Annotated in this window: 24 protein-coding genes; 14 read left to right on the forward strand and 10 right to left on the reverse strand. The window is 61.4% G+C overall.

From position 1 onward, the window contains the following. Positions 1 to 50 precede the first annotated feature (50 nt). Positions 51 to 857 (reverse strand): histidinol-phosphatase, encoded by an 807-nt coding sequence (hisN, locus tag VMA09_06730; GenBank protein ID HUA33281.1) that lies wholly within the window; start codon positions 855 to 857, stop codon positions 51 to 53. Further along, the gene (locus VMA09_06735; GenBank protein HUA33282.1) at positions 854 to 1,450 is read right to left on the reverse strand and encodes a metalloregulator ArsR/SmtB family transcription factor; all 597 of its coding nucleotides are present in this window, start codon (positions 1,448 to 1,450) and stop codon (positions 854 to 856) included. Before VMA09_06735 ends, hisN begins: the two co-directional genes overlap by 4 nt. Before the next feature lie 148 nt (positions 1,451 to 1,598). On the opposite strand from VMA09_06735, the gene VMA09_06740 reads away from it, so the two are divergent. The 3 genes from VMA09_06740 to VMA09_06750 all read left to right on the forward strand — a co-directional run bounded on the left by VMA09_06740 (position 1,599) and on the right by VMA09_06750 (position 5,137). Further along, a complete protein-coding gene (locus VMA09_06740; GenBank protein HUA33283.1) occupies positions 1,599 to 2,054 on the forward strand; it encodes a (2Fe-2S)-binding protein in 456 nt (151 codons plus the stop codon). Further along, entirely contained in the window at positions 2,051 to 4,306 is a 2,256-nt protein-coding gene (locus VMA09_06745) for a molybdopterin cofactor-binding domain-containing protein (GenBank protein ID HUA33284.1), read from the forward strand. Before VMA09_06740 ends, VMA09_06745 begins: the two co-directional genes overlap by 4 nt. Before the next feature lie 72 nt (positions 4,307 to 4,378). Next, entirely contained in the window at positions 4,379 to 5,137 is a 759-nt protein-coding gene (locus VMA09_06750; protein HUA33285.1) for an SDR family oxidoreductase, read from the forward strand. A gap of 7 nt (positions 5,138 to 5,144) precedes the next feature. Here the strand turns inward: VMA09_06750 and VMA09_06755 are convergent, their stop codons facing one another. The 3 genes from VMA09_06755 to pncA form a co-directional block, all read right to left on the reverse strand. Next, the gene (locus tag VMA09_06755) at positions 5,145 to 5,951 is read right to left on the reverse strand and encodes a DUF4239 domain-containing protein (GenBank protein HUA33286.1); all 807 of its coding nucleotides are present in this window, start codon (positions 5,949 to 5,951) and stop codon (positions 5,145 to 5,147) included. A gap of 127 nt (positions 5,952 to 6,078) precedes the next feature. Next, positions 6,079 to 7,668, reverse strand: a complete 1,590-nt coding sequence (locus tag VMA09_06760; GenBank protein ID HUA33287.1) for an inorganic phosphate transporter — start codon at positions 7,666 to 7,668, stop codon at positions 6,079 to 6,081. A gap of 176 nt (positions 7,669 to 7,844) precedes the next feature. After that, the gene (gene pncA, locus VMA09_06765; protein ID HUA33288.1) at positions 7,845 to 8,534 is read right to left on the reverse strand and encodes a bifunctional nicotinamidase/pyrazinamidase; all 690 of its coding nucleotides are present in this window, start codon (positions 8,532 to 8,534) and stop codon (positions 7,845 to 7,847) included. Between the two features lie 173 nt (positions 8,535 to 8,707). On the opposite strand from pncA, the gene VMA09_06770 reads away from it, so the two are divergent. The 5 genes from VMA09_06770 to VMA09_06790 all read left to right on the forward strand — a co-directional run bounded on the left by VMA09_06770 (position 8,708) and on the right by VMA09_06790 (position 11,611). Beyond that, positions 8,708 to 8,923, forward strand: a complete 216-nt coding sequence (locus VMA09_06770; GenBank protein HUA33289.1) for a DUF2934 domain-containing protein — start codon at positions 8,708 to 8,710, stop codon at positions 8,921 to 8,923. Positions 8,924 to 9,106: 183 nt separating this feature from the next. After that, positions 9,107 to 9,994 (forward strand): Ku protein, encoded by an 888-nt coding sequence (locus tag VMA09_06775; protein HUA33290.1) that lies wholly within the window; start codon positions 9,107 to 9,109, stop codon positions 9,992 to 9,994. A gap of 171 nt (positions 9,995 to 10,165) precedes the next feature. Continuing rightward, positions 10,166 to 10,360, forward strand: a complete 195-nt coding sequence (locus VMA09_06780) for a CsbD family protein (protein HUA33291.1) — start codon at positions 10,166 to 10,168, stop codon at positions 10,358 to 10,360. 90 nt (positions 10,361 to 10,450) lie between these two features. Continuing rightward, positions 10,451 to 10,861 carry a BON domain-containing protein gene (locus tag VMA09_06785; GenBank protein ID HUA33292.1) on the forward strand — a complete coding sequence of 137 codons (411 nt, stop codon included), beginning with the start codon at positions 10,451 to 10,453 and terminating at the stop codon, positions 10,859 to 10,861. Positions 10,862 to 11,026: 165 nt separating this feature from the next. Next, a complete protein-coding gene (locus VMA09_06790; GenBank protein ID HUA33293.1) occupies positions 11,027 to 11,611 on the forward strand; it encodes a TIGR00730 family Rossman fold protein in 585 nt (194 codons plus the stop codon). A 119-nt stretch (positions 11,612 to 11,730) separates the two neighbouring features. Here VMA09_06790 and VMA09_06795 read toward each other — a convergent pair whose 3' ends face one another. Beyond that, positions 11,731 to 13,218: a hypothetical protein gene (locus VMA09_06795; GenBank protein ID HUA33294.1), complete on the reverse strand. Its 1,488-nt coding sequence runs from the start codon at positions 13,216 to 13,218 to the stop codon at positions 11,731 to 11,733. 189 nt (positions 13,219 to 13,407) lie between these two features. Here VMA09_06795 and VMA09_06800 point away from each other — a divergent pair, with 189 nt between their 5' ends. Continuing rightward, the gene (locus VMA09_06800) at positions 13,408 to 14,940 is read left to right on the forward strand and encodes a YifB family Mg chelatase-like AAA ATPase (GenBank protein ID HUA33295.1); all 1,533 of its coding nucleotides are present in this window, start codon (positions 13,408 to 13,410) and stop codon (positions 14,938 to 14,940) included. A 243-nt stretch (positions 14,941 to 15,183) separates the two neighbouring features. On the opposite strand, the gene VMA09_06805 is transcribed toward VMA09_06800, so the two are convergent. Beyond that, entirely contained in the window at positions 15,184 to 15,501 is a 318-nt protein-coding gene (locus VMA09_06805; protein HUA33296.1) for a helix-turn-helix domain-containing protein, read from the reverse strand. A 71-nt stretch (positions 15,502 to 15,572) separates the two neighbouring features. On the opposite strand from VMA09_06805, the gene VMA09_06810 reads away from it, so the two are divergent. From VMA09_06810 to VMA09_06825, 4 genes are all read left to right on the forward strand, one after another. Further along, entirely contained in the window at positions 15,573 to 16,145 is a 573-nt protein-coding gene (locus VMA09_06810) for a hypothetical protein (GenBank protein HUA33297.1), read from the forward strand. Positions 16,146 to 16,534: 389 nt separating this feature from the next. Next, entirely contained in the window at positions 16,535 to 16,978 is a 444-nt protein-coding gene (locus tag VMA09_06815) for a PaaI family thioesterase (GenBank protein HUA33298.1), read from the forward strand. Between the two features lie 16 nt (positions 16,979 to 16,994). After that, entirely contained in the window at positions 16,995 to 17,849 is an 855-nt protein-coding gene (locus VMA09_06820) for a sigma-70 family RNA polymerase sigma factor (GenBank protein HUA33299.1), read from the forward strand. 106 nt (positions 17,850 to 17,955) lie between these two features. Then, positions 17,956 to 18,936: a YCF48-related protein gene (locus VMA09_06825; protein ID HUA33300.1), complete on the forward strand. Its 981-nt coding sequence runs from the start codon at positions 17,956 to 17,958 to the stop codon at positions 18,934 to 18,936. An 85-nt stretch (positions 18,937 to 19,021) separates the two neighbouring features. Here VMA09_06825 and katG read toward each other — a convergent pair whose 3' ends face one another. Next, the gene (katG, locus tag VMA09_06830) at positions 19,022 to 21,199 is read right to left on the reverse strand and encodes a catalase/peroxidase HPI (GenBank protein HUA33301.1); all 2,178 of its coding nucleotides are present in this window, start codon (positions 21,197 to 21,199) and stop codon (positions 19,022 to 19,024) included. Between the two features lie 468 nt (positions 21,200 to 21,667). Between katG and VMA09_06835 the strand changes: the two genes are divergently transcribed. Beyond that, on the forward strand, positions 21,668 to 22,210 hold the full coding sequence (locus tag VMA09_06835) for an OmpA family protein (protein ID HUA33302.1): 543 nt from the start codon (positions 21,668 to 21,670) through the stop codon (positions 22,208 to 22,210). 64 nt (positions 22,211 to 22,274) lie between these two features. Here VMA09_06835 and VMA09_06840 read toward each other — a convergent pair whose 3' ends face one another. Beyond that, positions 22,275 to 22,712 (reverse strand): hypothetical protein, encoded by a 438-nt coding sequence (locus VMA09_06840; protein HUA33303.1) that lies wholly within the window; start codon positions 22,710 to 22,712, stop codon positions 22,275 to 22,277. A gap of 175 nt (positions 22,713 to 22,887) precedes the next feature. Further along, positions 22,888 to 23,139 carry a DsrE/DsrF/DrsH-like family protein gene (locus VMA09_06845; GenBank protein HUA33304.1) on the reverse strand — a complete coding sequence of 84 codons (252 nt, stop codon included), beginning with the start codon at positions 23,137 to 23,139 and terminating at the stop codon, positions 22,888 to 22,890. Positions 23,140 to 23,346 lie beyond the last annotated feature (207 nt).

Here is a 23,346-nt window from a genome sequence, read left to right on the forward strand (position 1 = left end):
GGCGGCCAACGAATTCAGATTGGGACGTTGGTGATGCGTTAACTGGCTTGTCAGCGCGACGCGGACCTTAGCAAAGACAGCGCTGCGGCGTGCGCATCGCGGTCGCCCGCCGCTATCACCTGGCCGCCGTCGTAGGCCGTACCGCCGGACCAGTTCGTGACGATGCCGCCGGCGGCTTCGATGATCGGGATCAGCGGCTGGATGTCGTAGGGCTTGAGGCCCGCTTCGATTACGAGGTCGGCGAATCCCGCGGCGAGCAGGCTGAAGGCGTAGCAATCGGTGCCGAAGCGCCGGGCGCGCGCTTTCGAGGTGACGGCGTTAAACGCTTCCCGCTCACCGGGCGCGGTAAACATCGCGGGATCGGTGGCGCAGACGATGGCGTCCTTCAGCTCCACGCATTTGCGTGTATGGAGCGGCCGCGCGATGCCCGCGCGTCTGAGCTCCGCGCCGAGTGGCGAACCCACGAACGTTTCGCCGACGTATGGCTGATGCATCACGCCGATGACCGGCCGCGTGCCGTCGTTGAGCGCGAGCAGCACGCCCCAGTGCAGGAGCCCGATCACGAAGGCGCGCGTGCCATCGATCGGATCGATCACCCACGTCATCCCGTCGCGGCTCGCGAGTGCGCCATGCTCCTCGCCGAGCACGCCGTGGCCCGGATAGACCCGCGCGATCTCATCGCGCATCGCCTGCTCGGCGGCGCGATCGGCAATGGTCACGGGGTCGTAGCCGTCCTGCTTTTTGTTCTCGACGTCGATCGCCTGGCGAAAGTGCGGCAGAATCGCGCGTCCGGCGATCTCGACCAGATGACAGGCAAAATCCGTGTATTCGGTGATAGCGGCGCGATCGAGGGTCATCGCGGCGCCTCGCTCCACTCCGATTGCGGACGCAGGCGGTAGATGCCGTTTTCGCGCGCGAAAATTTTCTCGCCGATCATCTCGCGGCGGATAAAGGCTGCATCTTCGTGATGACGCTTGATAATCGCGTTCACCTGCGCCTCGCTGTACGAGACATCTGCCTGGAACTTCGCGCCCATCCAGCGCAGTACCGCCCACCTTTTGCGGCGAGTGTCAGGAATCTTGATGAGACGCTCACCGTCGAGGAAATTGGCGAGCACTTTCGCTTCCCAACTGTCGGCCGTATCAGTGCTCGCGATTCGTGCGAGATTCTCCGGCGAAAACACTTCGCTCTTGAATTTGCGCAACACGCCGTCGTTGAGCCTGTACCATCTGACGGTTCCTTCGGCGCGCACCGCGACGAGTTCGAGCTCGCGCAGGATGGCAAGATGATGCGAGATCGTCGGCTCGCGCAGGTTCAGCCGCCGCGCGATCTCCTGCACGCTGTGCTCGCGTTCCGCCAGCATCGCGACGATCCTGAGGCGGCTCTCGTCGGCCAGCGCCTTGAAGAACTCGAGCGTGAGGCTGCCAGGTGTTTGTGCCGAAGGGACCATCGCTCTGCGTCTTATCTAATTAGATATATATCTAAACTTACTTGACCGATCAATGGCGGTTCGCGAGTGTAATCATTGGATGGTGGGCGGCAGCAACTGATTTGTGAAACCCGGCGAGGGTTGGATCGTCGCTCCTGTCGAGGCTCAAATGATTCAGCTCAAGGTGAACGGCGTGGATCGCAAATTCGAAGGCGATCCGGCAATGCCGCTGCTCTGGTATATCCGCGACATCCTTGGACTTACCGGCACGAAATTCGGCTGCGGCGTTGCGATGTGCGGCGCCTGCACCGTGCATCTGAATGGTGAAGCGATTCGCTCCTGCGTCACGCCAGTCAGCATGGCGGCCGGGCGCGAGGTCACGACGATCGAAGGCCTCGGCGCGGACGGGTTGCATCCCGTTCAGCAGGCCTGGATCGAACAAAACGTTCCGCAGTGCGGTTACTGCCAATCGGGCCAGATTATGCAGGCCGCCGTGCTGTTCAACGCCAACAATGCGCTCGCGGATGAGGAAATCGAGCGCGTGATGCAGGGCAACATCTGCCGTTGCGGCACTTACCAGCGGATCCGCGCCGCGATCAAAGCGGCGGCCAAGGATCGGCGATGAACGCGGTGCAGAATCTGAGCCGCCGCGGCTTTCTCAAGGGCATCGCATCGGCCGGCGCGCTCGTGCTTGCCGTGCGGATTGCTCCCGAATCAGTGCTGGCGGCAAATGTCCTCCCTGCCGCGAGCGCGCCGCCCTTCGAGCCCAACCTCTTCGTCAGTATCGATACCGACGGCACGGTTTATATCGTCGCGCATCGCTCCGAGATGGGCACCGGAATCCGCACGTCGTTGCCGCTCGTGCTGGCCGACGAGCTCGACGCCGAATGGAAGCTCGTCAGGATCAAGCAGGCCGATGCCGACGAGCGCTACGGCGATCAGAACACCGACGGCTCGCATTCGATTCGCAGCTTCTTCGACACGATGCGGCGATGCGGCGCGACTGCGCGGCTCATGATGATGCGTGCGGCGGCCCTGCAATGGGACGTGCCGATCGCCGAATGCGGAACCGAGCTTCACGCCGTGGTGCATCAGCCGAGCGGGCGCCGGCTCGCATATGGCGACCTCGCGTCGGCAGCGGCGAAACTGCCGGTGCCCGGTGAACAGGAACTCATCTTCAAGCCGCCGACCAAGCGCCGCTACATCGGCACCGGGGTGCCGAGCTACGACCTCGTCGAGCTATGCACGGGCAAGGCCGCGTTTGGCATCGACGCGCGCATGGATGGGATGGTTTACGCGTCGATCGAGCATCCACCTGTGCTCGGCGGGCGCATCAAGTCGTACGATGACAAAGAGGCGCTGGCAGTCACGGGAGTGCATCGCACGATCCCGATCGCGCCGTTCGAGATGCCGTATGAATTTCAGCCGCTCGGCGGCGTCGCCGTGATCGCCGACAATACATGGTCCGCGTTCCAGGGGCGCAAGAAGCTCAAGATCGAATGGGACGACGGCGCGAACGCCTCGTACAATTCGGCGTCTTTCAAAGAAGAAATCCAGGCCACGGCGCGCAAGCCGGGCAGGGTCGCGCGTGCTCATGGCGACGTCGATGCGGCGTTCGCCAACGGCGCCAGGGTGTTCGAGGCGGACTACTACGTGCCGCATCTCGCGCACGCCGCGATGGAGCCGCTCAACGCCGTTGCCAGCTATCGCGACCGCAAGGTCGAAGTATTCGCGCCGACGCAGAATCCGCAGGCAGTGCAGAAGATCATCGCGAGCGAGCTGGGAATCCCGGCCAGCGCCGTAACCTGCCACGTTACGCTGCTCGGCGGCGGCTTCGGGCGCAAATCGAAACCCGACTACGTCGCCGAAGCGGCGATCCTGTCGAAGAAAGTCGGGCGGCCGGTCAAGGTGATGTGGTCGCGCGAGGACGATACGAAGTTCGACTACTACCACACCGTCGCCGCGATGCACTTGAAGGCCGCGCTCGGCCGCGACGGGATGCCCGAGGCGTGGCTGCAGCGCTCGGTGTTTCCGCCGATCGCATCGACTTTCGAGACGGGAGCCGAATACGGCGAAGCTTTCGACCTGGCGCAGGGATGGACCGACATCCCGTTTCACATTCCGAATCTGCGTGTCGAGAACGGACCCGCCGCGGCCCACGTGCGAATCGGATGGCTGCGCTCGGTCGCCAATATCTACCATGCATTCGCAGTGCAAACTTTTGCCGATGAACTCGCGCACGAAGCGCGCCGCGATCCGGTCGAGTATCAACTGGATCTGATCGGAAAGCCGCGAATCCTCGATCTGCGCGACACCGATTACGCCAACTACGGTGCCAGCTACGAGCAGTATCCCATCGACACGGGCAGGCTCCGCCGCGTGATCGAGATGGTCGCGGAGAAATCCGGATGGGCGAAGCATCGGCCAGAGAAGGGCCACGCGCGCGGCTTCGCGGTGCATCGCAGCTTCCTGACCTACGTCGCCACGGTGGTTGAAGTCGAAGTTTCGAGCGACGGCAAGATCAGGATTCCGCGCGTCGACACCGTCGTCGATGCGGGACTGGTGGCCAATCCGATCACGGCGCAGGCGCAGTTCGAGGGCGCCGCGGTCTTTGGAACCAGTATCGCGAAGTTCGGCGAGATCACGGCGACCAACGGCCGTATCGACCAGGCCAACTTCTACAACTACAAGGTGGCGCGGATGCCCGATGCGCCCTATCGCACCAACGTGTATTTCGTCGAAAGCGATGCGCCACCGGCGGGCGTCGGCGAGCCGGGGGTGCCTCCGTTCGTGCCTGCGTTCTGCAACGCGATCTTCGCCGCGACCGGCACGCGCGTGCGCGAGCTGCCGCTCTCGCGCCATAAGCTGACCGCTTAGCCGCCATTCTCCCGCGCTTGGCTTCTCGTCGCACCCGGCCTATACCAGCCGAAGACGAGGAGCGTGCGAATCATGAATGGACTGCAAGACCGTGTCGCGATCGTGACTGCCGCCGCAGGCGGCGGAATCGGCAAGGCAACTGCCACGAGGCTCGCCGAAGAGGGCGCGATCGTCGTTGTGACTGACAGTCATGAGCGGCGCACGCGCGAAACCGTCGAAGAGCTTGCGGTGCGCTTTCCGGGACGCGTCGATGGCTATCCGCTCGACGTGTCGCGACGCGAGGAAGTGGATCGAACCGTCGCCGACATCGTGAGCAGGCGCGGCCGCATCGATATCCTCGTCAACAACGCCGGGATTAACGTGCTGGGCGATGTCGAAAAGATCAATGTCGAGGACTGGAGCCGGATTCTCGATGTCGACCTGACCGGAGCGTTCTATCTTATTCGCGCTGTGCTGCCGGCGATGCGGCGGCAGCATGCGGGCGCGATCGTCAACGTCTCATCGGTCGCGGCGTGGGCGGTGCTGGGCGGTTCCGACGCGCCATACGCCGCGGCCAAGGCAGGATTGCTCGCGCTGACTCGCAGTGTGGCGGCCGAAGTCGGACCCGACGGAATCCGCTGTAACGCCGTGGCGCCCGGAATCGTACTGACGAAGTGGGTCGAGAAAAACATGAGCGAGACGGTCGCCCGCCAGGCAGATCACACGCCGATGCGGCGGCTTGGCAAGCCCGCGGACATCGCAGCGGCGATCGCCTTCCTTGCTTCCGACGATGCGTCGTTCATCACCGGCGAGGCGCTGACCGTCAGCGGCGGACTCTACATGCACGCCTGACGGCGAGTCATTTCTGTATCGGCAGATCCACCCAGGAGCGCTGAACCTCGAGGAAAGCTTTTGGCGGGACGCTGACTTCGCCGCGGAACGGCCAGTCCAGCGCGATGATCAGCACCACGACCAGTCCCAGCGCCATCACTACTGCCGAAGTCATCACGAGGTGCATCCTGAAGTTGTGAAAGCCGAACAGGTAGGTGTACGACGTCGTCAGTGCGCCACCGAGGAAAATGATCCACCAGATGACGTAAGGCACATGGCCTTCGACCGCCGACAGGCGGCTCGCTCTGGCGCGATACAGATCGTTGAGCGTCTTGAGTACCTCCGCCTGGATAACGGATTGGCCGAGATTGGCGGGCTGCATCGTAACGAGTGCGGCGTGCAGTTTGCGCAACGACTCGGCGCCGGCCTCCGAGGGTTTGCCATCCTTCTGCACCGGCCACTCGACATTGGCGACCACGTCGACGTATTGCTGCAAGTCGGCGCGAATCTCACGGCCGACCTCGGGTGGCAGGCCAATGGTATCGCGATAGATGCTGTCGACGTAGTCTGCTTCGCGCTGCACCAGGTCCTGTGCCTCAATGTAGGACTGCCAGGTCGCGATCGCGATGAACGCGAGCAAGACGGCATACACAACGCTGATAACCGCGACAGTGAAGCCCGCCAACTCGTTGTGGGCCTTCCGCAACTCGAGGTGAACCGAGCGGTGAAAGATGTAGAGTCCCGAGCACGCCGAACCCACCAGCAGCATCATCAGGATACTGCCCCACAACCAGGTCGGGCTGCCGTAGATAAAGTCGAGAATCGCGTGAGACAAACCGGCCGCGCTCCTTCAGTCATTTGCAAAGCGCCGTGATCGAACAGCTCGCCACGCGCGCACGCTCCGACAAACTTGATTAGTTTGTCAGAGCGTGCGCGTGCGAACCACTGGAAGGCGATCTCGATTAGAAAATCGAGCGGAAAATCCAGAACAGCAATGCCGCGAGCATCACCGAGGCTGGCAGCGTGAGCACCCACGCCAGCGCGATGTTGCGCACCGTCTCCATCTGCAGGCCGGAGCGATTCGCGGTCATCGTTCCGGCGATACCCGATGACAGCACGTGGGTTGTGCTCACGGGCAAACCGAAATGATCGGCGGCGGCGATGGTCGCTGCGGCGGTCAACTCAGCGGCTGCACCTTGTGCGTACGTGAGATGATCCTTGCCGATTTTCTCGCCGACCGTGATGACGATTCGTTGCCATCCGACCATCGTGCCCATGCCGAGCGCCAGGGCGACGGCGACCTTGACCCAGCCCGGAATGAACTTCGTCGCCACATCGAGGTGCTTCTTGTAATTGTTGAGAATCACCCAGTCCGCGTCGCTGAACTTGACCGGGTTTGATTTCTGCATGGCGCGCAGCGCTTCGCTGACGAGGTACATATCGTTGCGGAAGTTTCGCACGCGCTCGGGCGGAACCTTCGACAATGCTTCGAACTCGTTCAACTCGTTGGCGATGTCATTGACGATCTGACGAAGCGCCAGCGTGACGCTCGGCGTGTATTGCCGCGTGCGCAGGTAGTCCGCGATATCGTCACGCGGATCGGCGGTCGTCGCCGTCTTCTCGACATAGCGGTCGAGCAGGTTGTCAACCTGGTGCGAGACGGCAATGAAATCCGGCGTATCGCTCGCCGGCACCGCGCGGTTGACCGCGTATGCGGTCGGCACGATTCCGATCAGGATGAGCATGATGAGGCCCATGCCCTTCTGACCGTCGTTGGAGCCGTGCGCGAAGCTGACGCCGGTGCAAGTCAGGATGAGCAGGCATCGAATCCAGAACGGTGGCGCATCGGTGCCGCTCGGCGCCGTGTACAGACGCTTATCGGTGATAATCGCCTTGGCGATAATAAGAATGAGCGCGGCCACCGCGAATCCCACCAGCGGTGAAAGCAGAAGCGATTTGCCGATGTTGAGCGCCTGGCCCCAATCGACGCCGCTGGTTTGCGATTTGGCGGCCGTGAGCTGGTTGGCGATACCGACGCCGATTATCGATCCGATCAGGGTGTGTGAACTCGAGGCGGGCAGGCCGAAGTACCACGTGCCGAGGTTCCAGAGTATCGCCGCCACGAGCAACGAAAACACCATCGCGAAACCCGCGGCGCTTCCCACTTGCAGGATCAATTCGACCGGCAGCAGCGCGACGATGCTGTAAGCGACGGCGCCTGAGGAAACCAGTACTCCGAGGAAATTGCAGAATCCCGACCACGCTACCGCCACCTGCGGTTCGAGCGAGTTGGTATAGATGACCGTCGCGACCGCGTTAGCCGTATCGTGAAAGCCGTTTACGAACTCGAACCCCAAGGCGACGAGCAGAGCGAGACCAAGATAGATAAAGGGACGTATCGAGGTGGTCGGTTCGACTTCAAGATCCCTGATCAGGTGCGAGCCGGCGTAGGCCATGCCCAGTAGCAGCAGGACGATGAATATCGCCACGCCGGCGCGGCTCGGACTCTTGCCAATCTTTCTGTCAATGGAGGTATCTATCGCGACAGCCACTTGGCGCCTTCTCCCTCTTCGTGTCAGCAGGCCGTCTGGCGCAGGAGCGCCGCCCGACCTGCGGCAAGCGCTGAACCGTACGTCGGGGATATTGCGCGAGTATGACGGCGTGATTGTATAGAGGTGTTATGTTGGGTTGTCGACGGCGGCCTGGCTTCTAGGTTCGTTCATCCGGATCACGGCGATCGAAGTTGGGCAGCTTTCGAGCCATGAAGTTCAGCGACGTTGATGATCCGGGCGCCACGGTGCGCAAGATCGTGGTGGACGTCACGGTCCGACGATGGATCGATCGCGCGGCACAGATCCCACAGCACCCAGACGTGAAATCCGTCATCGAGCGCATCTTCGGCCGTCCATTTCACGCAATAGTCGCGCGCCAGGCCGCAGATAAACAACGAGTCAACACCACGATTCTTCAGATAGCCGGCCAATCCCGTCGGAGGACGTTGGCCCGCGGGGTTCCAGTTGTTGCGTAGCCCGCTGTATGAATCCGTGCTCGAATCCGTCGCCTTGCGGATGATTGCCGACACGCGATTCCAATCGACGCGAGGATCAAGAGCGGCGCCCGGCGTCCCCTGCACGCAATGTGTCGGCCACAGCACTTGTTCGTGTCCGTAGAGCTCGATGCGATCCATTGGTTTGCGCCCGGGATGATTGACCGCAAACGATACGTGATTCGGCGGATGCCAGTCCTGCGTCGCGACGATTACCTCGAAGATCCCGGAATCCATCAACTTGCGAATCGGCTCGACAATCTGATCGCCGTCGCGCACCGGCAGATTTCCGCCAGGCATGAAGTCCGGCTGCAGATCGACAATCACCAGCGCCGCATGGCTGCGATCGAACCGTGTGTCGTCGCCGTTCATCCGGGTGTCAGCGCGCAAGATCTTTCCTGATCGATGTTACCGGGGTAGTTGGAGATTCAAGCATGTCGACGGCATTCTCTTCGCCCTGTTTCCAAACTAGCACTATCGATCGGCCGTTCGTAAAGGCTGGATGGCGACGCGGCAGTCGACTAAACTGGCTAAACGGAAACCCTATGTTCTGGACTTTCCAGCTCGATCCGCCGCCCCGGTCTGCGTCACGCAATGGCCACGTGGCGTTGCCAATCTTGGCATTCGAACCGACCGAGGAACAAATCCGCCAGCGGGCCTATGAGATTTTCATCGCACGCGGTGGCGATCATGGAAGCGAGCAAGCCGATTGGGAACAGGCGCAACGCGAGCTGCGCGAACAGCACGCGGCAGATTCCTGATTCCCAAAGCCCGTGCAGACTTAAAATCACAGGCCCCTTAATAGTGGGACGAACCCTCACTTACACAATATGTAGTATTTCGCCTGAAATAGCAGAACGGGCGCATCTACTTGCGGCGATTTGCGTGTGCCCCATAAACTAGGAGACCGCATCCGGGTAGGCGCAGCGAGGAGAGTTAACTCTATGGCAGCACGACCGATCGCTACTGGCTCTATCTCATTCGGGTTGGTCTCCATCCCGGTCAAGCTGTTCACCGCCACCCGTTCAAAGTCAGTCAGCTTCAAACTGCTCCATGGCAAAGATCAAAGCCGGATCCAGCAGAAAATCTACTGCCCGGTGGACGACGCGATAGTCGATCGCAGCGAGCTGGTGCGAGGATACGAAATAGAGAAGAACACATTCGTCACTTTTACCGACGAAGAGCTAAAGGCGCTCGAAGCGAAAGACGATCACATGATCGATATCAGCGAGTTTGTGCCGCTGGCGCAGGTCGATCCTATCTATTTCGAAAATTCCTACCATCTTGGATGCGAACCCCAGTCGGCGCGTGCGTATCGATTACTCACTGCCGCGATGGACGAGATGCAAGTCGTCGCGCTCGCGCGCTATACGATGCGCAACAAGGAATACTCGGTAATTGTCCGTCCCTATGAGCAGGGCCTGATGCTGCATACCATGTACTACAGCGATGAAGTGGTATCGGCATCGGACGTCGATCGCGGCAAGGATACCAAGATCGGGGCCCAGGAACTGAATCTCGCCAAGCGATTGATCAAGGATCTCGAGCAGGACCAATTTGATCCGACCAAGTTTCACGATAACTATCGCGAACGAGTAGTCGCCGCGGCGCAGGAAAAGGCCGAGGGACACGAAGTCGCGACCGCGGCGCCCGAACCGCGCAAAGCTAAGGTTATCGACCTTTACGATGCGCTCAAGGCGTCGCTCGAAAAGCGCGGCGTCGCGATGGCTGGTCAGCAGGACGAAGCGGGCGAGGAGCGCGAAACGGCTCATGCGTCAAAACGCCGGGCGCGGCCCGCGCGCGCAGCCTCGTCGGGTTCACGGCGAAAATAACGCCGATTCGCGTCTTCATCGGCGCGCCGATCTCCTGAAGCTTGTAAAAAATTCCCGCAAGCTGACGGAAAATCCTTTAGAAACACGCGGTTAATGCGATGGCCCCGCCATTGCTCACTCTCTCCCCAGAGCGAGGGCGCGAGAGCCGCTCGCCTTTTAGAGGAGACACAAATGAACAGTGATCAGCTTAAGGGAAAACTGAAGCAGCTCGGCGGCGAGATCAAGAAGAAGTGGGGCCAGATTACCGACGACGATCTCACCCAGGCCTCGGGCAATCTCGACATTCTGGTCGGCAAGATCCAGGAGCGCTCGGGAGAACGCCGCGAAGCGATCCAGCATTGGTTCAAGTCACAGGGTTTGGACTGACTTCCTTTGCCTGGTTTAGTCCAGTTTCGGTTTTTCGGTCGAGGTATTTAAATACTCAGTGTACTAGCTATCCCTAAGGAGGTACACAAAATGAACTTTCGCAAAGCTGGTTTAGTAGTCCCGATGTTTGCCTTTGCGCTCGCGGCGGCGCCGCTGGCCTTCGCGCAGAGTGATAATCCCAACCCGCCGTCGGCGAGCGCCGACATGAACGCAGCGGGTCATTCTTCGGAGAATGCCGTATCGGAGGCCTATCACGGCACGAAGCGGGCCGTGAAGGATACCGCCATCACCGCGAAGGTGAAGACGGCCCTTCACGAGGACAAGGACATCAGCGGCGCTGATATCCACGTCGATACCGTTGCCGGGGTTGTCACGCTGAGCGGCAGCGCGCCGTCGGCAGAGATGTCGCAGCGCGCCGAAGAACTCGCCCAGCAGACCAAGGGCGTCCGCAGCGTGAAGAACGTAATCACGATCGGCGCTCAGCAGAATTCGATGAAGTAACGGTCGTCAACCGCGCTCGGCGATAGCCCGGCGCCTTCTGCAACCCGGCGCGCGCTGCGACGATTCCTCCCGTCTCCAGCATCGCGCCGGGTTGCCTCTTCCTTATCGACATTCTGCGCGCATGCTCAGTTGACCTGAGCGGCGGACCGGTTACGATCCTGCCTCATGGCAATCAAGCGAGTCTGCGTATATTGCGCGTCCAGTCGGCAATGTGACCCGATTTATCATGAGGCCGCGCGGCGCTTAGGCCGCGAGCTGGCGCGTCGTCAGGTTACCTGTGTTTATGGCGGTGGCAGCAATGGCTCGATGGGGCATCTGGCTGACGCGGCGCTGGCGGAGGGTGGGCGCGTGATCGGCGTGCTGCCGCGCTTCATGTACGACGTCGAGTGGGGCCATCACGGGCTCAGCGAACTGCTCCTCGTCGAGGACATGCACGAACGCAAACGCCTGATGATAAGCGAGGTCGATGCGGTGGTCGCGCTGCCGGGCGGATGCGGCACGCTCGAAGAGCTGTTCGAGGCGATGGCGTGGAAGCGGCTCGGACTTTACGGCGGCCCGATCGTGATGGTGAACACGGGCGGCTTCTACGACAAATGCGAAGAGTTACTGAGAAGCTGCATCGATCGCCGCTTCATGGACGAGCGTCACGGCAGGATGTACTCGATCGTTGAAGAGCCAGAGCAAGTTTTCGCCGCAATCGAATCCGCACCGCCGTGGCCGCTGACCAATCGCAGCTTCGCCGCGCTGTGATTAGTCATCGCGATAATCTCAAAATACCCTCAGCCGGCGCCGCTATGCGGTCCCGATCTCGAGGGATTTCCAGCTCGAAAAGAAAAGCGGAGCGGAATCATCCCGCTCCGCTTTTTTGATTAGCGATGTTTCTCGTTGCCGCCACCGCCGCCGTGGGGTGGCGCTCCGCCGCCGCCATGCATCTGCGGGGCCGCGGCGCGCATCGGCGGCGCGCTATGCGCCGTGGGGAAGTTATAGGCGCGCAGTTGCGTGGTATGCATCCGCTCGAGGGCTGCCGACTGGGCCTGGTTCTGGCGTTGTAGCTCGGCGCGCTGCGCATTCCAGTTGGGTTGCCGCCGCTGCTGCTCGACCATCGCCTGCTGCTGACGTTCGCGCTGCTGCTGAGCCGCCTGCTGTTGATGTTCGGCCTGCATCTGCTGGTTGCGCTCGGCCTGTTGCGCCTGACGCTGCATCTCCTGTGACTGCTCGCGCTGCTGCGTCTGCATCTGCTGGTTGCGCTGCTCGTTCATCGCCTGTTCGTTGCGGGCGTTGGCCGCGCCTGCGGACGCACCGTACTTGCGCTGATTCTGTTCGTACTCGTGCTGCTGCTGATCGAACAAATTCATGCGCGCTGCCTGCTGACGCTGCAGCGTCTGATCCTGGCGTCCGAAGGTTTGTGGCAGGGTAGTGCGCAGACCCTTTACCCACTCCGGATGCTTCTGCTGGACATACTGTGGATCCTTGACCGCCCAGTAGTGAACATCGCGCCATTTGTGATTCGAATCGAAGGCGCCTTGCCATTGTGGATAATGCTGCTGCGCCCAGGTCGGATTCTTATCCATCCACCACGAGTCGGTATGCCACACGTGATGATCGTCGAAAGCGCCCTGCCAATCCGGATGATATTGGCGCGCCCAGTTGGGATCGTTCGCCCACCACCACTCAGCCGGCCGCCAATAGTGATTATTGTCGAAGTCGCCCCACCAGTCCGGATGATCGAGGTGGCACTGGTCGGGATGGAACTGCCACCACCATCCGGCCGGGTACCACATGCCCTGGTACTCAGCTACCCACCAGTCGGGATGCGCCTGGCATTGATCGGGATGGAATCGGCACCACCACGGCGCCGGATACCATATTCCGTTATAAGCAGAGCCCCACCACTCTGGATGATGCGATAGAACCCAGTCATGCTGCAGCGTCCACCACCATCCGGCGGGATACCACGAGCCCTGGTACACATCGCCCCACCATTCCGGGTGATGCAGTTGCACCCACGATGGCGAGTAGTCGTACCACGACACCGCGGGATACCACTGGCCCTCATATACATCGCCCCACCATTCCGGATGATGCGCATCGATCCAAGCCTGATGCTGGTTTTGCCACCACCACCAGGCCGGTTGCCAGTGATGAGTTTCGTCGAAATCGCCCCACCATTCCGGATGATGAGCGCGCGCCCAGTCCGCGCGATTGTCCCACCACCATCCCGCGTCGTGCCATGCGTGATGCTCATCGTAGTCGCCCCACTTGGGCAGGCTGGGCGAATCCCAAAAGGCATGAACCGGCGGCGCATAGAGGAAGCAGAACAGGGGAAGAATCAAAAACAGGCGCCTGATTGAGAACATGATCCTATACTCCCGAGGTTGTAAGATGCGGAGTACGCAACTCTCCGTCCCGTATTTGAACTACGGAAATGGATTCTAGTACGTTTCGCGCGGCGAGCGCCTCACGGTTGGAGGGTGATTTTCGCTTCGCGGTGACGATGCCAATGGGATAGACTTTTAACCCGGTTTTGCAGTCTAAAGGGGGCAGATTTGCACGCGAGCGTTCTATCGAGCGCGTTAATCGGAGTCGACGCGTTCCAGGTCGAAGTTGAAATCGATATTACCGCCGGAGTCCCGGGCATCAGAATGGTCGGGCTCGCCGAAGGCGCGGTGCGCGAGGCGCTAGATCGCGTCAAGGCTGCGATCAAGAACTCGGGCCTCGAGTGGCCGAATCGCCGCGTCACGATCAATCTCGCGCCGGCCGATCTGCGCAAGGAAGGATCGTCGTTCGATCTGCCGCTCGCGCTTGCGATGCTCGCGGCAAATTCGACGCTGCGCAATCGCGAACGGCTGAGCACTTTTCTCGTGCTTGGTGAGCTGGCGCTCGACGGTCGTATCAAGGGAATCCGCGGTGCGTTGCCAACTGCACTGCTCGCGCGCTCGCGGCATTACTCGGGCGTCGTGCTGCCACGCGAGAACTCGACTGAGGCCGCGGTCGTCGGCAACGGCATCGCTGTCCTCGGGATCGACAGTCTGCGCGAGGCATTTGAATTCTTTGAAGGCCTGCGCGAAGTCGCGCCCACGCGATCTGATCTGTCAAATCTCATCGGCAACGGCGCTGCCTATGATGTCGATTTCAGCGAGGTGCGCGGCCAGGAGCAGGCCAAGCGCGCGCTCGAAGTCGCCGCGGCCGGCGGTCACAACGTCCTCATGATCGGTCCGCCGGGCTCGGGCAAGACGATGCTTGCGAAGCGCATTCCGACCATCCTGCCCGCGATGACCTTCGATGAGGCGATCGAATCGACCAAGGTCCACAGCGTGATGGGATTGCTCGACGGACGCGCGATTATCGCGACGCGGCCGTTTCGCGCGCCGCATCATACGATCTCCGACGCGGGATTGATCGGCGGCGGACCGGTGCCGCGGCCCGGCGAAGTCAGCCTCGCGCATCATGGCGTGCTGTTCCTCGACGAGCTGCCGGAGTTCCGCAAGAACGTGCTCGAAGTTCTGCGCCAGCCGCTCGAAGACGCACGCATCACGATCTCGCGCGTGATGGGCACGCTGACCTTTCCCGCATCCGTGATGCTGATCGCAGCGATGAACCCGTGCCCGTGCGGCTTCTACTCCGATCCGCAGCACGAATGCACCTGCTCGCCGCTCAACATCCAGCGCTATCGCTCGCGAATCTCGGGCCCGCTCCTGGACCGCATCGACATTCACATCGAAGTGCCGGCGGTGAGATACAAGGAGCTGACGGAGCGCGCCGCCGGCGAGACCTCGCAGACAATCCGCGCGCGCGTCGATGAAGCCCGCCGCATCCAGCTCGAGCGCTTCCGCGGCAGCGCGTATTTCTGCAACGCGCAGATGACCGCGCGCGACCTCCGCATTCATTGCCAGGTAGAAAGCGCAGGCGAGCGCCTGCTCGAGCTGGCAATCAACCGCCTCGGTCTAAGCGCCCGCGCCTACACCAGGATCCTGAAAGTAGCGCGCACCATCGCAGATCTCGACGGCGGCGCCCCAATCCAGGCGCATCACGTAAGCGAAGCGATTCAGTACAGGTCCCTAGATCGCGCCGCGGTGTGAGTATGAGAAAAAAGAAATCGGTGGCACGAACCTGCGACTCGCGAATCTCAACAGCGGTCAGGGACGCCCACCGCACTGTATCTTCTTACGGAACTCAGAAAACTTTATTTGCTGGCTTGGAATTCTCCAGCAGACTTTCGTACTTCGATTGCTGCCTCTATTTCAGAAAAAAAACATCCAGTGGGGCGGGCGTCCCTGCCCGCCGTTAAGACGCGCGCACTGCGATGCGCGCCTCGATTCTGTTCACCGCCGCGACCAGCGCTTCGCCCATTCGTCCAGTGGCGCGAGCGCGGCGAGCAGGCGCTTGCCTTCCGGAGTTAGCCGATAGCCGCCGCGTTCGTGCTCCACGATGCGCGTCTCGCGCAGCTCGTTGATGCGCTGATTGAGCACGCTCGGCGACATCGCGTCGCATCGCTCCTTCAGCTCGGCAAAGGTCAGCGGCCCACGGCGCAATTCCCACAGAATCCTGAGCGCCCAGCGCCGTCCCAGCAGGTCGAGCAGCGCCATGATCGGCCGACCCGTTCGCGAGCCGCGCACTGGATGTCCCGGCTTCGGAATCATGACGCATCTTGTACTACGAATTTCGTAGTGATAGCAATGTACTACTGAAATCGTAGTATGGAGATTCAGCCATGTCTCAAGAAAATCGCACTCGACCCAGGATCGCACCGCTCGAAGCGCCTTTTGCTCCCGCTGTGGCCGCCGAACTCGCGCGCTGGCAGCCGCCGGGCAAGGATCCGATCGCGCTCTTCCGCACGCTGACGCGCCATCTGCCGCTCGCAGGCGCGATGTACCCGCTCGGCCACTATTTTCTCGGCACCGAGTCCTCTCTTGCGATTCGCGAGCGCGAGATCGTGATCGATCGCGTATGCGCGCGATGCCGCTGCGAATATGAATGGGGCGTACACGCCCGCGTCTTCGGCCGCGCGGCAGGCTTCGACGACGCACAGTTGAAGGCCATAGTCCTTGGCGGCCCTGACGCGGAATGCTGGTCGGAATCGGATCGCCTGTTGATAAGAATGGTAGATGAACTCCACGAAACCGCAACAATCGGCGACGATTTGTGGACGCAACTCGCTGAATGCTGGAGCGAAGAACAACTGCTCGAGATGCTCGCGTTGGCGGGCCAGTATCATTCGATAAGTTATCTCGCCAATTCACTGCGAGTACCGTTGGAGGCATGGGCGCCTCGGTTTCCGCGCTGAAAACGGATCGGCAAAGATCAGCTTGCGGGCGCTCTTGACCTCTTCTCAGTATTGGCGTAACTGATTCCGCAGATAAGCCTGAATAATGCCTGAATGCCCCGAAGGCCTTGGCCTTCAAGGAGAACAGATATGGGCAGCATGGCGAAGATGGCTGTGTTCGTGGTCCTTGGCTCCGCTATCACCGTCGGAGCGCTGATGCTTGCGAGCTACCTCTCCGGAACAGCAGGATAGACCTCGACTTCCTCCGCCCTCGTAGCGACGCGGGTGGGATAGCTCGACTGAAAATTTCGGCCTCGATGGCCGCGGGGATGATTCTGCGCGCCTGACGGTCTATTCTCATCGCTTACGCGGCGGCGTATCAGCGCCGCCGCAGTCGAGGAGTATTGACCGTGGCGGATTCGGGTAAGCTCTCGCCCCTGACCGAACTGAACCGCATCATCCGCGAAGGACGGATTGCAGATTATCAGTCGCCGAACCTGACGCTGGGGATGCGCCCGCTCAGCTTCGAGGCCGGCGCCTCGCGATGGGAATGGCCGCAGCAGGCGCCGAGCGCGCTGAATCCCTTCGGCACGATTCACGGCGGTCATCTCGCGATCTTTATCGACGAACTGCTCTCGACCGCGATCGGCTCGATCCTCGAGGCGGAGGAGTACGCCGTCACCGCCGAGATGAAGATTACCTTCCTGCGCGTGCTCCGCGCCGGACCCCTCGAAGGCTCGGCGCGAGTGCTGCGGCGCGCGCGCCAGCTCGCTTTCCTCGAGGCCGTCGTCCATCCACCGGGAGAGCAGGCCGCTGTCATGGCCAGCTCGACGTGGGCGATCACACGCGTCTAGTTCAGTTCGCGCGTCCGTGAGCGACGAAGCAAAAGCGTTTCGCATCGCGCACGCTCGCGCACTAGCGAGGCTCGCCCGGCGCGGCGGCGCATCGCGATGGAACGTCGATCAGGATGCGATCGCCGGCGCCGTCGAGCGCGGCATCCGCTCTGCGGCGGTCGCGCCCGACGCCGTTTCATCGTTTATCGATTCGCTGCGCGCCGATGAGTTGATGCTCGCGATCGCCTGCCGCGCGGGTAACGATGCCGCGTGGGCATATCTGATCGAAAACCATCGTCCGCGCCTGTACGCCGCCGCACGGGCGATCGCCGGCGACGATTCGCGCGGGCGCGAGCTTGCAGATTCGGCCTGGGCTGAGCTCTACGGCCTCGATGTGCGCGAGGGCCGGCGCCGCTCGCTGCTCGACTACTTTCACGGGCGCAGCTCGATCCTGACCTGGATGCGCGCGGTACTGGCGCAGCGCTACGTCGACATGCTGCGCGAATCGGCACGTAACGATCCGCTCGACGCGGCGCCTGAGCAATCCGCGCCCGCTGGCGATCCCCATGATCCCGATCGCGCGCGGTACGTGAAGATGCTTGGCGAGGCGCTCGACGCGGCCATCGCGGCGATTGATCCGCGCGATCGGATGCGGCTGGCCTACTACTATCGCCACAACCTGTCGCTCAAGGAGATCGGACGGCTCACCGGCGAGCATGAATCGAGCGTTTCGCGTAAACTCACGCGCATCCGCGACGACCTGAAACGCGCGGTCGAGCGCTCGCTAGGCGAGTTGGGCGGTCTCAGCCATGAGCAAATCGCCCTGTGTTATGATTATGCGATGGGCGACCTGCCGCTCGACCTCGCGCGGCTGCTCCCGGAGGCTAAATGATATGGAGCGAGCAAGAGACGCGACGCTGTTCGTTCCATGAAAGAGGGCGCACGTGCACGAACCTGATAGAACTTCTGAGGCCTTCGATGCGATCCTGAGGTCCAGGTTGAGCCTGGCCGAACTCGAAGCGACGATGCGATGCCCTGAGCCATCGACCCTCGCGGCGTTTTACGATCGCACGATCGACGCGCGCGAGCGCGACCATCTGGAGGCGCATTTTGCCGAATGCGCGCGATGCCAGATGATGCTCGCGGCGATGGCGCGCAGCGACGACGGCCTCGTCATCGCAGCGCGGGAGGATCGCGGCTTCAACTGGGTGCGCCTGTTCAGGTTTGGAGCGCCCGCGCTGGCCGCGGTCGCGGCGTTGGTCGTTGTCTATGTAATCCGCAACCCGACGGCCAGCATTCAGAATCAGCGGACTCAACTCGCGATGAGTGCGCCCGCAGCGGCGCCGATGCAGCCACCAGCCCAGGCTGAAGCGCCGTCGAACCTCGCTGCAGGCGGTGCCGCTCCCGCTGCGCCGCCCGCGCCAGAAGCTCCAGCACCGCCTCCAGCGCCTCCGTCTGGCGGCGCCAATAATTTCGGATCCACCGCGGCTCCAATGGCCAGGTCTGCCGCTGCCTTCGCGCTGCCGCAAGAGCAACACTCTGAGACTGCAAAGTCCCGCATGGCGCGCGCACAATCCGCCGAGCTGCTCGCGCAGGCCGACGTATCGGGAACCGCAAACTCCGCCGGCGCCACCTACACGATTCAATCTCCCGACAACAACGCAAGCTGGGTCATTGGTCCCCACGGCAGCATCGTCAAGCACACTGCCAGCGGCAAGGTGATCACTCAGCAGAGCAACGTGACGGTTGATCTCACGCGAGGCGCCGCAATTTCGGCCAAGGTCGCGTGGATCGTCGGGCGCCATGGAACGATCCTGCGAACGCGCGACGGCGGCCACTATTGGGAGAGCGTGACATCGCCAACCAGCGAAGACCTTGAGCACGTGCGAGCGGCAGATTCCAAGGATGCCGTGATAAGGACCGTGACCGGGACATCCTACGCCACGATAGACGGCGGCCAATCCTGGCAACGCCAATAAACTCACCAGGCGGGCTAAGCTACGGGAATTCGATTCAGGGGCAGGATCGTCGATGCGATCCTTGCCCCTGAAAGTTTCAGTGAGATTAGGCGAGGTCGAAGCGATCCGCGTTCATCACTTTCGTCCATGCCGCAGCGAAGTCGTTCACGAATTTCTCTTTCGAGTCCGCGCATGCATAGACTTCTGCGAGCGCGCGAAGCTGCGAATGTGAGCCGAAAATCAGATCGACGCGGGTGGCGGTCCACTTGAGCTCGTTGCTCTTCCGGTCGCATCCCTCATAAGCACCCTCATCGCGAGCCGACGGTTGCCACTGCGTACCCATGTCGAGCAGGTTGACGAAGAAATCGTTGGTCAGCGTCTCGGGCTTGTTGGTGAAAACGCCGTGCACGGACTTGCCGAGGTTCGCGCCGAGGACGCGCAGTCCGCCGACGAGGACGGTCATCTCGGGCGCGGTCAGCGTCAGCAATTGCGCGCGATCCACTAGCAACTCCTCGGGCGAGAGGCGCTGCTTATCACGCAGATAATTGCGGAACCCGTCGGCCTTCGGCTCGAGTGGCTCGAAGGATTCGATGTCGGTCTGCTCCTGCGACGCGTCCATGCGCCCGGGCGTGAACGGCACTTTGGTGTCGTGCCCGGCGGCCTTGGCCGCCTTCTCGATCGCGGCACCACCGCCGAGAACGATCAGATCGGCGAGCGAGACTTTTTTTCCGCCGGATTGCGAAGCGTTAAACTCCTTCTGGATCGCTTCAAGCTTCTGCAGAACCTTCTCCAGCTGGGCTGGCTGATTGACTTCCCAGAACCTCTGTGGGGCGAGGCGGATCCGCGCGCCGTTCGCGCCGCCGCGCTTATCGGAGCCGCGGAACGTCGATGCCGACGCCCACGCCGTCGAGACGAGCTCGGAGATCGACAAGCCTGAAGCGAGGATCTTGGTCTTCAGAGCGGCAATGTCCTGCTCGGCGACCAGCGGATGATCGATCGCGGGGATTGGATCCTGCCACGGCAGATGCTCCTTCGGCACGAGGGGGCCGAGGTAGCGCGCGATCGGACCCATGTCGCGATGGGTCAGCTTGAACCATGCGCGCGCGAACGCATCCGCGAACTGATCCGGATGCTCCAAGAAGCGGCGCGAGATTTTTTCGTACGCGGGATCGAATCGCAGCGAAAGGTCCGTGGTCAGCATCGAAGGCGAGCGCCGCTTCGACGGATCCTGCGGGTCAGGCACCGTTCCGGCGCCGGCGCCATTCTTGGGCGTCCATTGATGCGCCCCTGCCGGGCTCTTCGTCAGCTCCCATTCGTATTCGAACAGGTTTGTAAAGAAGTTGTTGCTCCACTTGGTTGGCGTTCCGGACCAGATGACCTCGAGGCCGCTGCCAATCGTGTCTGCTCCCTTGCCCGAGCCGAACTTGCTCTTCCATCCGAGGCCCTGCTCCTCGATCGGGGCCGCTTCCGGGTCGGGGCCGACGAGGGCCGCATCGCCCGCGCCGTGCGTTTTGCCAAAGGTATGGCCGCCGGCGATCAGCGCGACCGTCTCTTCGTCATTCATCGCCATGCGGCGAAACGTCTCGCGAATGTCGCGCGCCGCCGCGACCGGGTCGGGGTTGCCGTTCGGTCCTTCCGGATTCACGTAGATGAGGCCCATCTGAACGGCGCCGAGGGGATTTTCAAGATCGCGGTCGCCGGAATAGCGCTCGTCGGCCAGCCACTTGCCCTCGGGACCCCAGTAGATGTCCTGATCGGGTTCCCAGGTATCGACGCGTCCGCCGCCATAACCGAAGGTCTTGAAGCCCATCGATTCGAGCGCGACGTTGCCGGTGAGAATGAAAAGATCCGCCCACGAGATCTTGCGACCGTACTTCTGTTTGATCGGCCACAACAGTCGGCGCGCCTTGTCGAGAAGCACATTGTCGGGCCAGCTGTTGAGCGGAGCAAAGCGCTGCTGACCCTGTCCTGCGCCGCCGCGGCCGTCGCCGATGCGATAGGTGCCGGCGCCATGCCACGCCATCCGAATGAAGAACCCGCCGTAGTGGCCGAAATCGGCAGGCCACCAATCCTGCGAGTCGGTCATCAGAGCGTGAAGATCCTTGATGATGGCGTTCAGGTCGAGGCTGTTGAATTCCTTGGCGTAGTCAAACTGCTCGCCCATCGGGTTGGACAGGTTGGAGTGCTGATGAAGAACGCGGAGGTCGATCTGGTTGGGCCACCAGTCGCGATTTGTGTGCGCATGCATGCCGGCCAGATGCGGGCACTTGGATTCGTCTGCCATGGTTTTTTCTCCAATTTGCGATCCGAAATTTTCGGTTAATGGTTTCGTCGAGCCTCGACCTTACACATCTATCCGCACATCTATCCGCGAACGGCGGGGAAACGATGATCGAGACTTGTTTCAGATGAGTGCAAGAGCCGGTTAGTTACGAGGGCTAGGAATGTATTAGCTCGAGCATGATGTTGTTAAGTTCAGTTACCTCCGATGGGATTTCGATAATGGGTTCCGGATCCCGGTAAAATCTTCCACTTTCATGGTTGCAAGATTGCGACAAGCACAGAATCTGCTTCCGAACTTCAGGCACATCGCTTGCTCTATCTCACGAGCCGATTTCAGTCCGAATTGAAACCAATACATAAGGTCAAAACGATGCGGAAAAGCCACGACACCCGGGACGCTGCAAACAGCCAACTTGGACAGATCCAAACCTCCCCAATGCGACGAGCCTGCCGTGTCGTGATCGGAACGATGGGAGCCGGTGCTCTGCTTGTAAGTTTGAGTGGATGCCTCGCGACTCGAAATTGGGTCGACGCTCAGCTGCAGCCGATAAACGGACGGATCGACAATACCGACGCCAAGGCGGATCGCGCGCTGGTCGGACTGCAGAACCTGCATCTCGAGCGCAAGCTGGTGCTCGACTCTGCCAATGGGCCGACGTTCAAGTTTGGCTCCGCGGATTTGAGCGATAACGCCAAGCGGCAGATTGCTGGATTCATCGAGGATCTCCAGGGTTCGGGTGAAAGCGCATCAGCGCCGGGACGTGTCTTCGTCGTTGCCGGATATACCGACAACGTCGGCGCGGAAAGTTATAACTATGCCCTCGGACAGCGGCGCGCCGAAAGTGTTGCCGGCTACCTCGTCGGCAGGGAAGGCGTCGAACCGACTCAACTCCAGGTGGTCTCGTACGGCGAGAACAAGCCTGTCGCCGATAACAGCACCGCGCGAGGGCGCCGCACCAATCGCCGCGTAGAAATTCTCGTCTACCAGGAGAAGATCACGGCCGGCGGCTGAAGCACACACCATCCTCAATTGCTGAACGGGTACGCCCGCCAGACGAAAGCGGCGCTGAACGCCGTCACTGATACATCGCGATCAGGCGCCGCAGGAAAACTGCGGTCTCCGGCGAGACGACGGTGAAGCGGACCGGAAAGCCGCTGCTCGTTCGCGGTGAATAGGGGAGCACCTTGCCGTAGACGATACCCGGGACGTCGCGGCCTTCGGCGTCGGTGAGTTGGATCCTGATATCGCTCAGCGGGGCGACGATTTGCTCGGCGCTGATTTCGCCTTTCTTCTTTCCCACCTTGATCAGGCTTCCCGGCACCGGCGCCGCATTCACTCGCTTGTCTTCAACGACGGTGTATTGCAGCGGCAGCGCGACTGGCAGATGGAACATCGGGTCTTGGGCGACTGCGAGCTCAAGATTGTAGGGATGCCCGACGCCTGCGATGTCGAACAGCGTGATCGCCCGCTCGATGCCCTTGGCGCTCACCTGCATCTGGTCGATGACCTTCATGATTGACGAAACTTCACGATGCGTCGCCTCTGACACGAGGATTTGCGATCCGGCGGTGCATGATTCGATGGGCGAAGCACGAAGCCCGCTAGATGAAAAGCGTTATGCGCGAATCGCTCGCATCGCCGAGATAAGTCGCGACGCCGCCGTAGTCGAGGCGATCGATTAGCTCTTCTTAGGCGATGCCGATGATGCTCATCGCCATTCGGCACGCGATCATGCGCACGCCGAGCTCGGGAGCGAGCGAGATCAGCGACGGCAGCGTCTCAACATTGTGTTTAGCCATTATTTGTTTGAGCACGCCGCCCTTGCCGAGTCCGAGCATCTGCAGCTTCGACGTGCCGGCGCGCTCGGGGCCCGATGGCAGGATGGCGGAAAAAAGTTTTTCGGATAGCGACTTGCCGTCCCAGATCGTCTGCCTTTTCAAGAGCGGCAGACTCCGTGCGCGCGTGGGTCAGCAAGATGGGCCATCAGCTCGTCGGCGCTGAATGCGGGATCGGTCGCGGTGACCTCGAGGGTCTGCCCGAAAAGGTTAAGCTTGGCAAATAAAAGATACTACAACTAGGAGGAAAATAATTCCGCCAAGCACTCTGTATCAATAGATGTAAGCTCGGTGCAGGAAAAGCGTAAATTG

This window comes from Candidatus Binataceae bacterium (assembly GCA_035508495.1).
Classification (GTDB): domain Bacteria; phylum Desulfobacterota; class Binatia; order Binatales; family Binataceae; genus JASHPB01.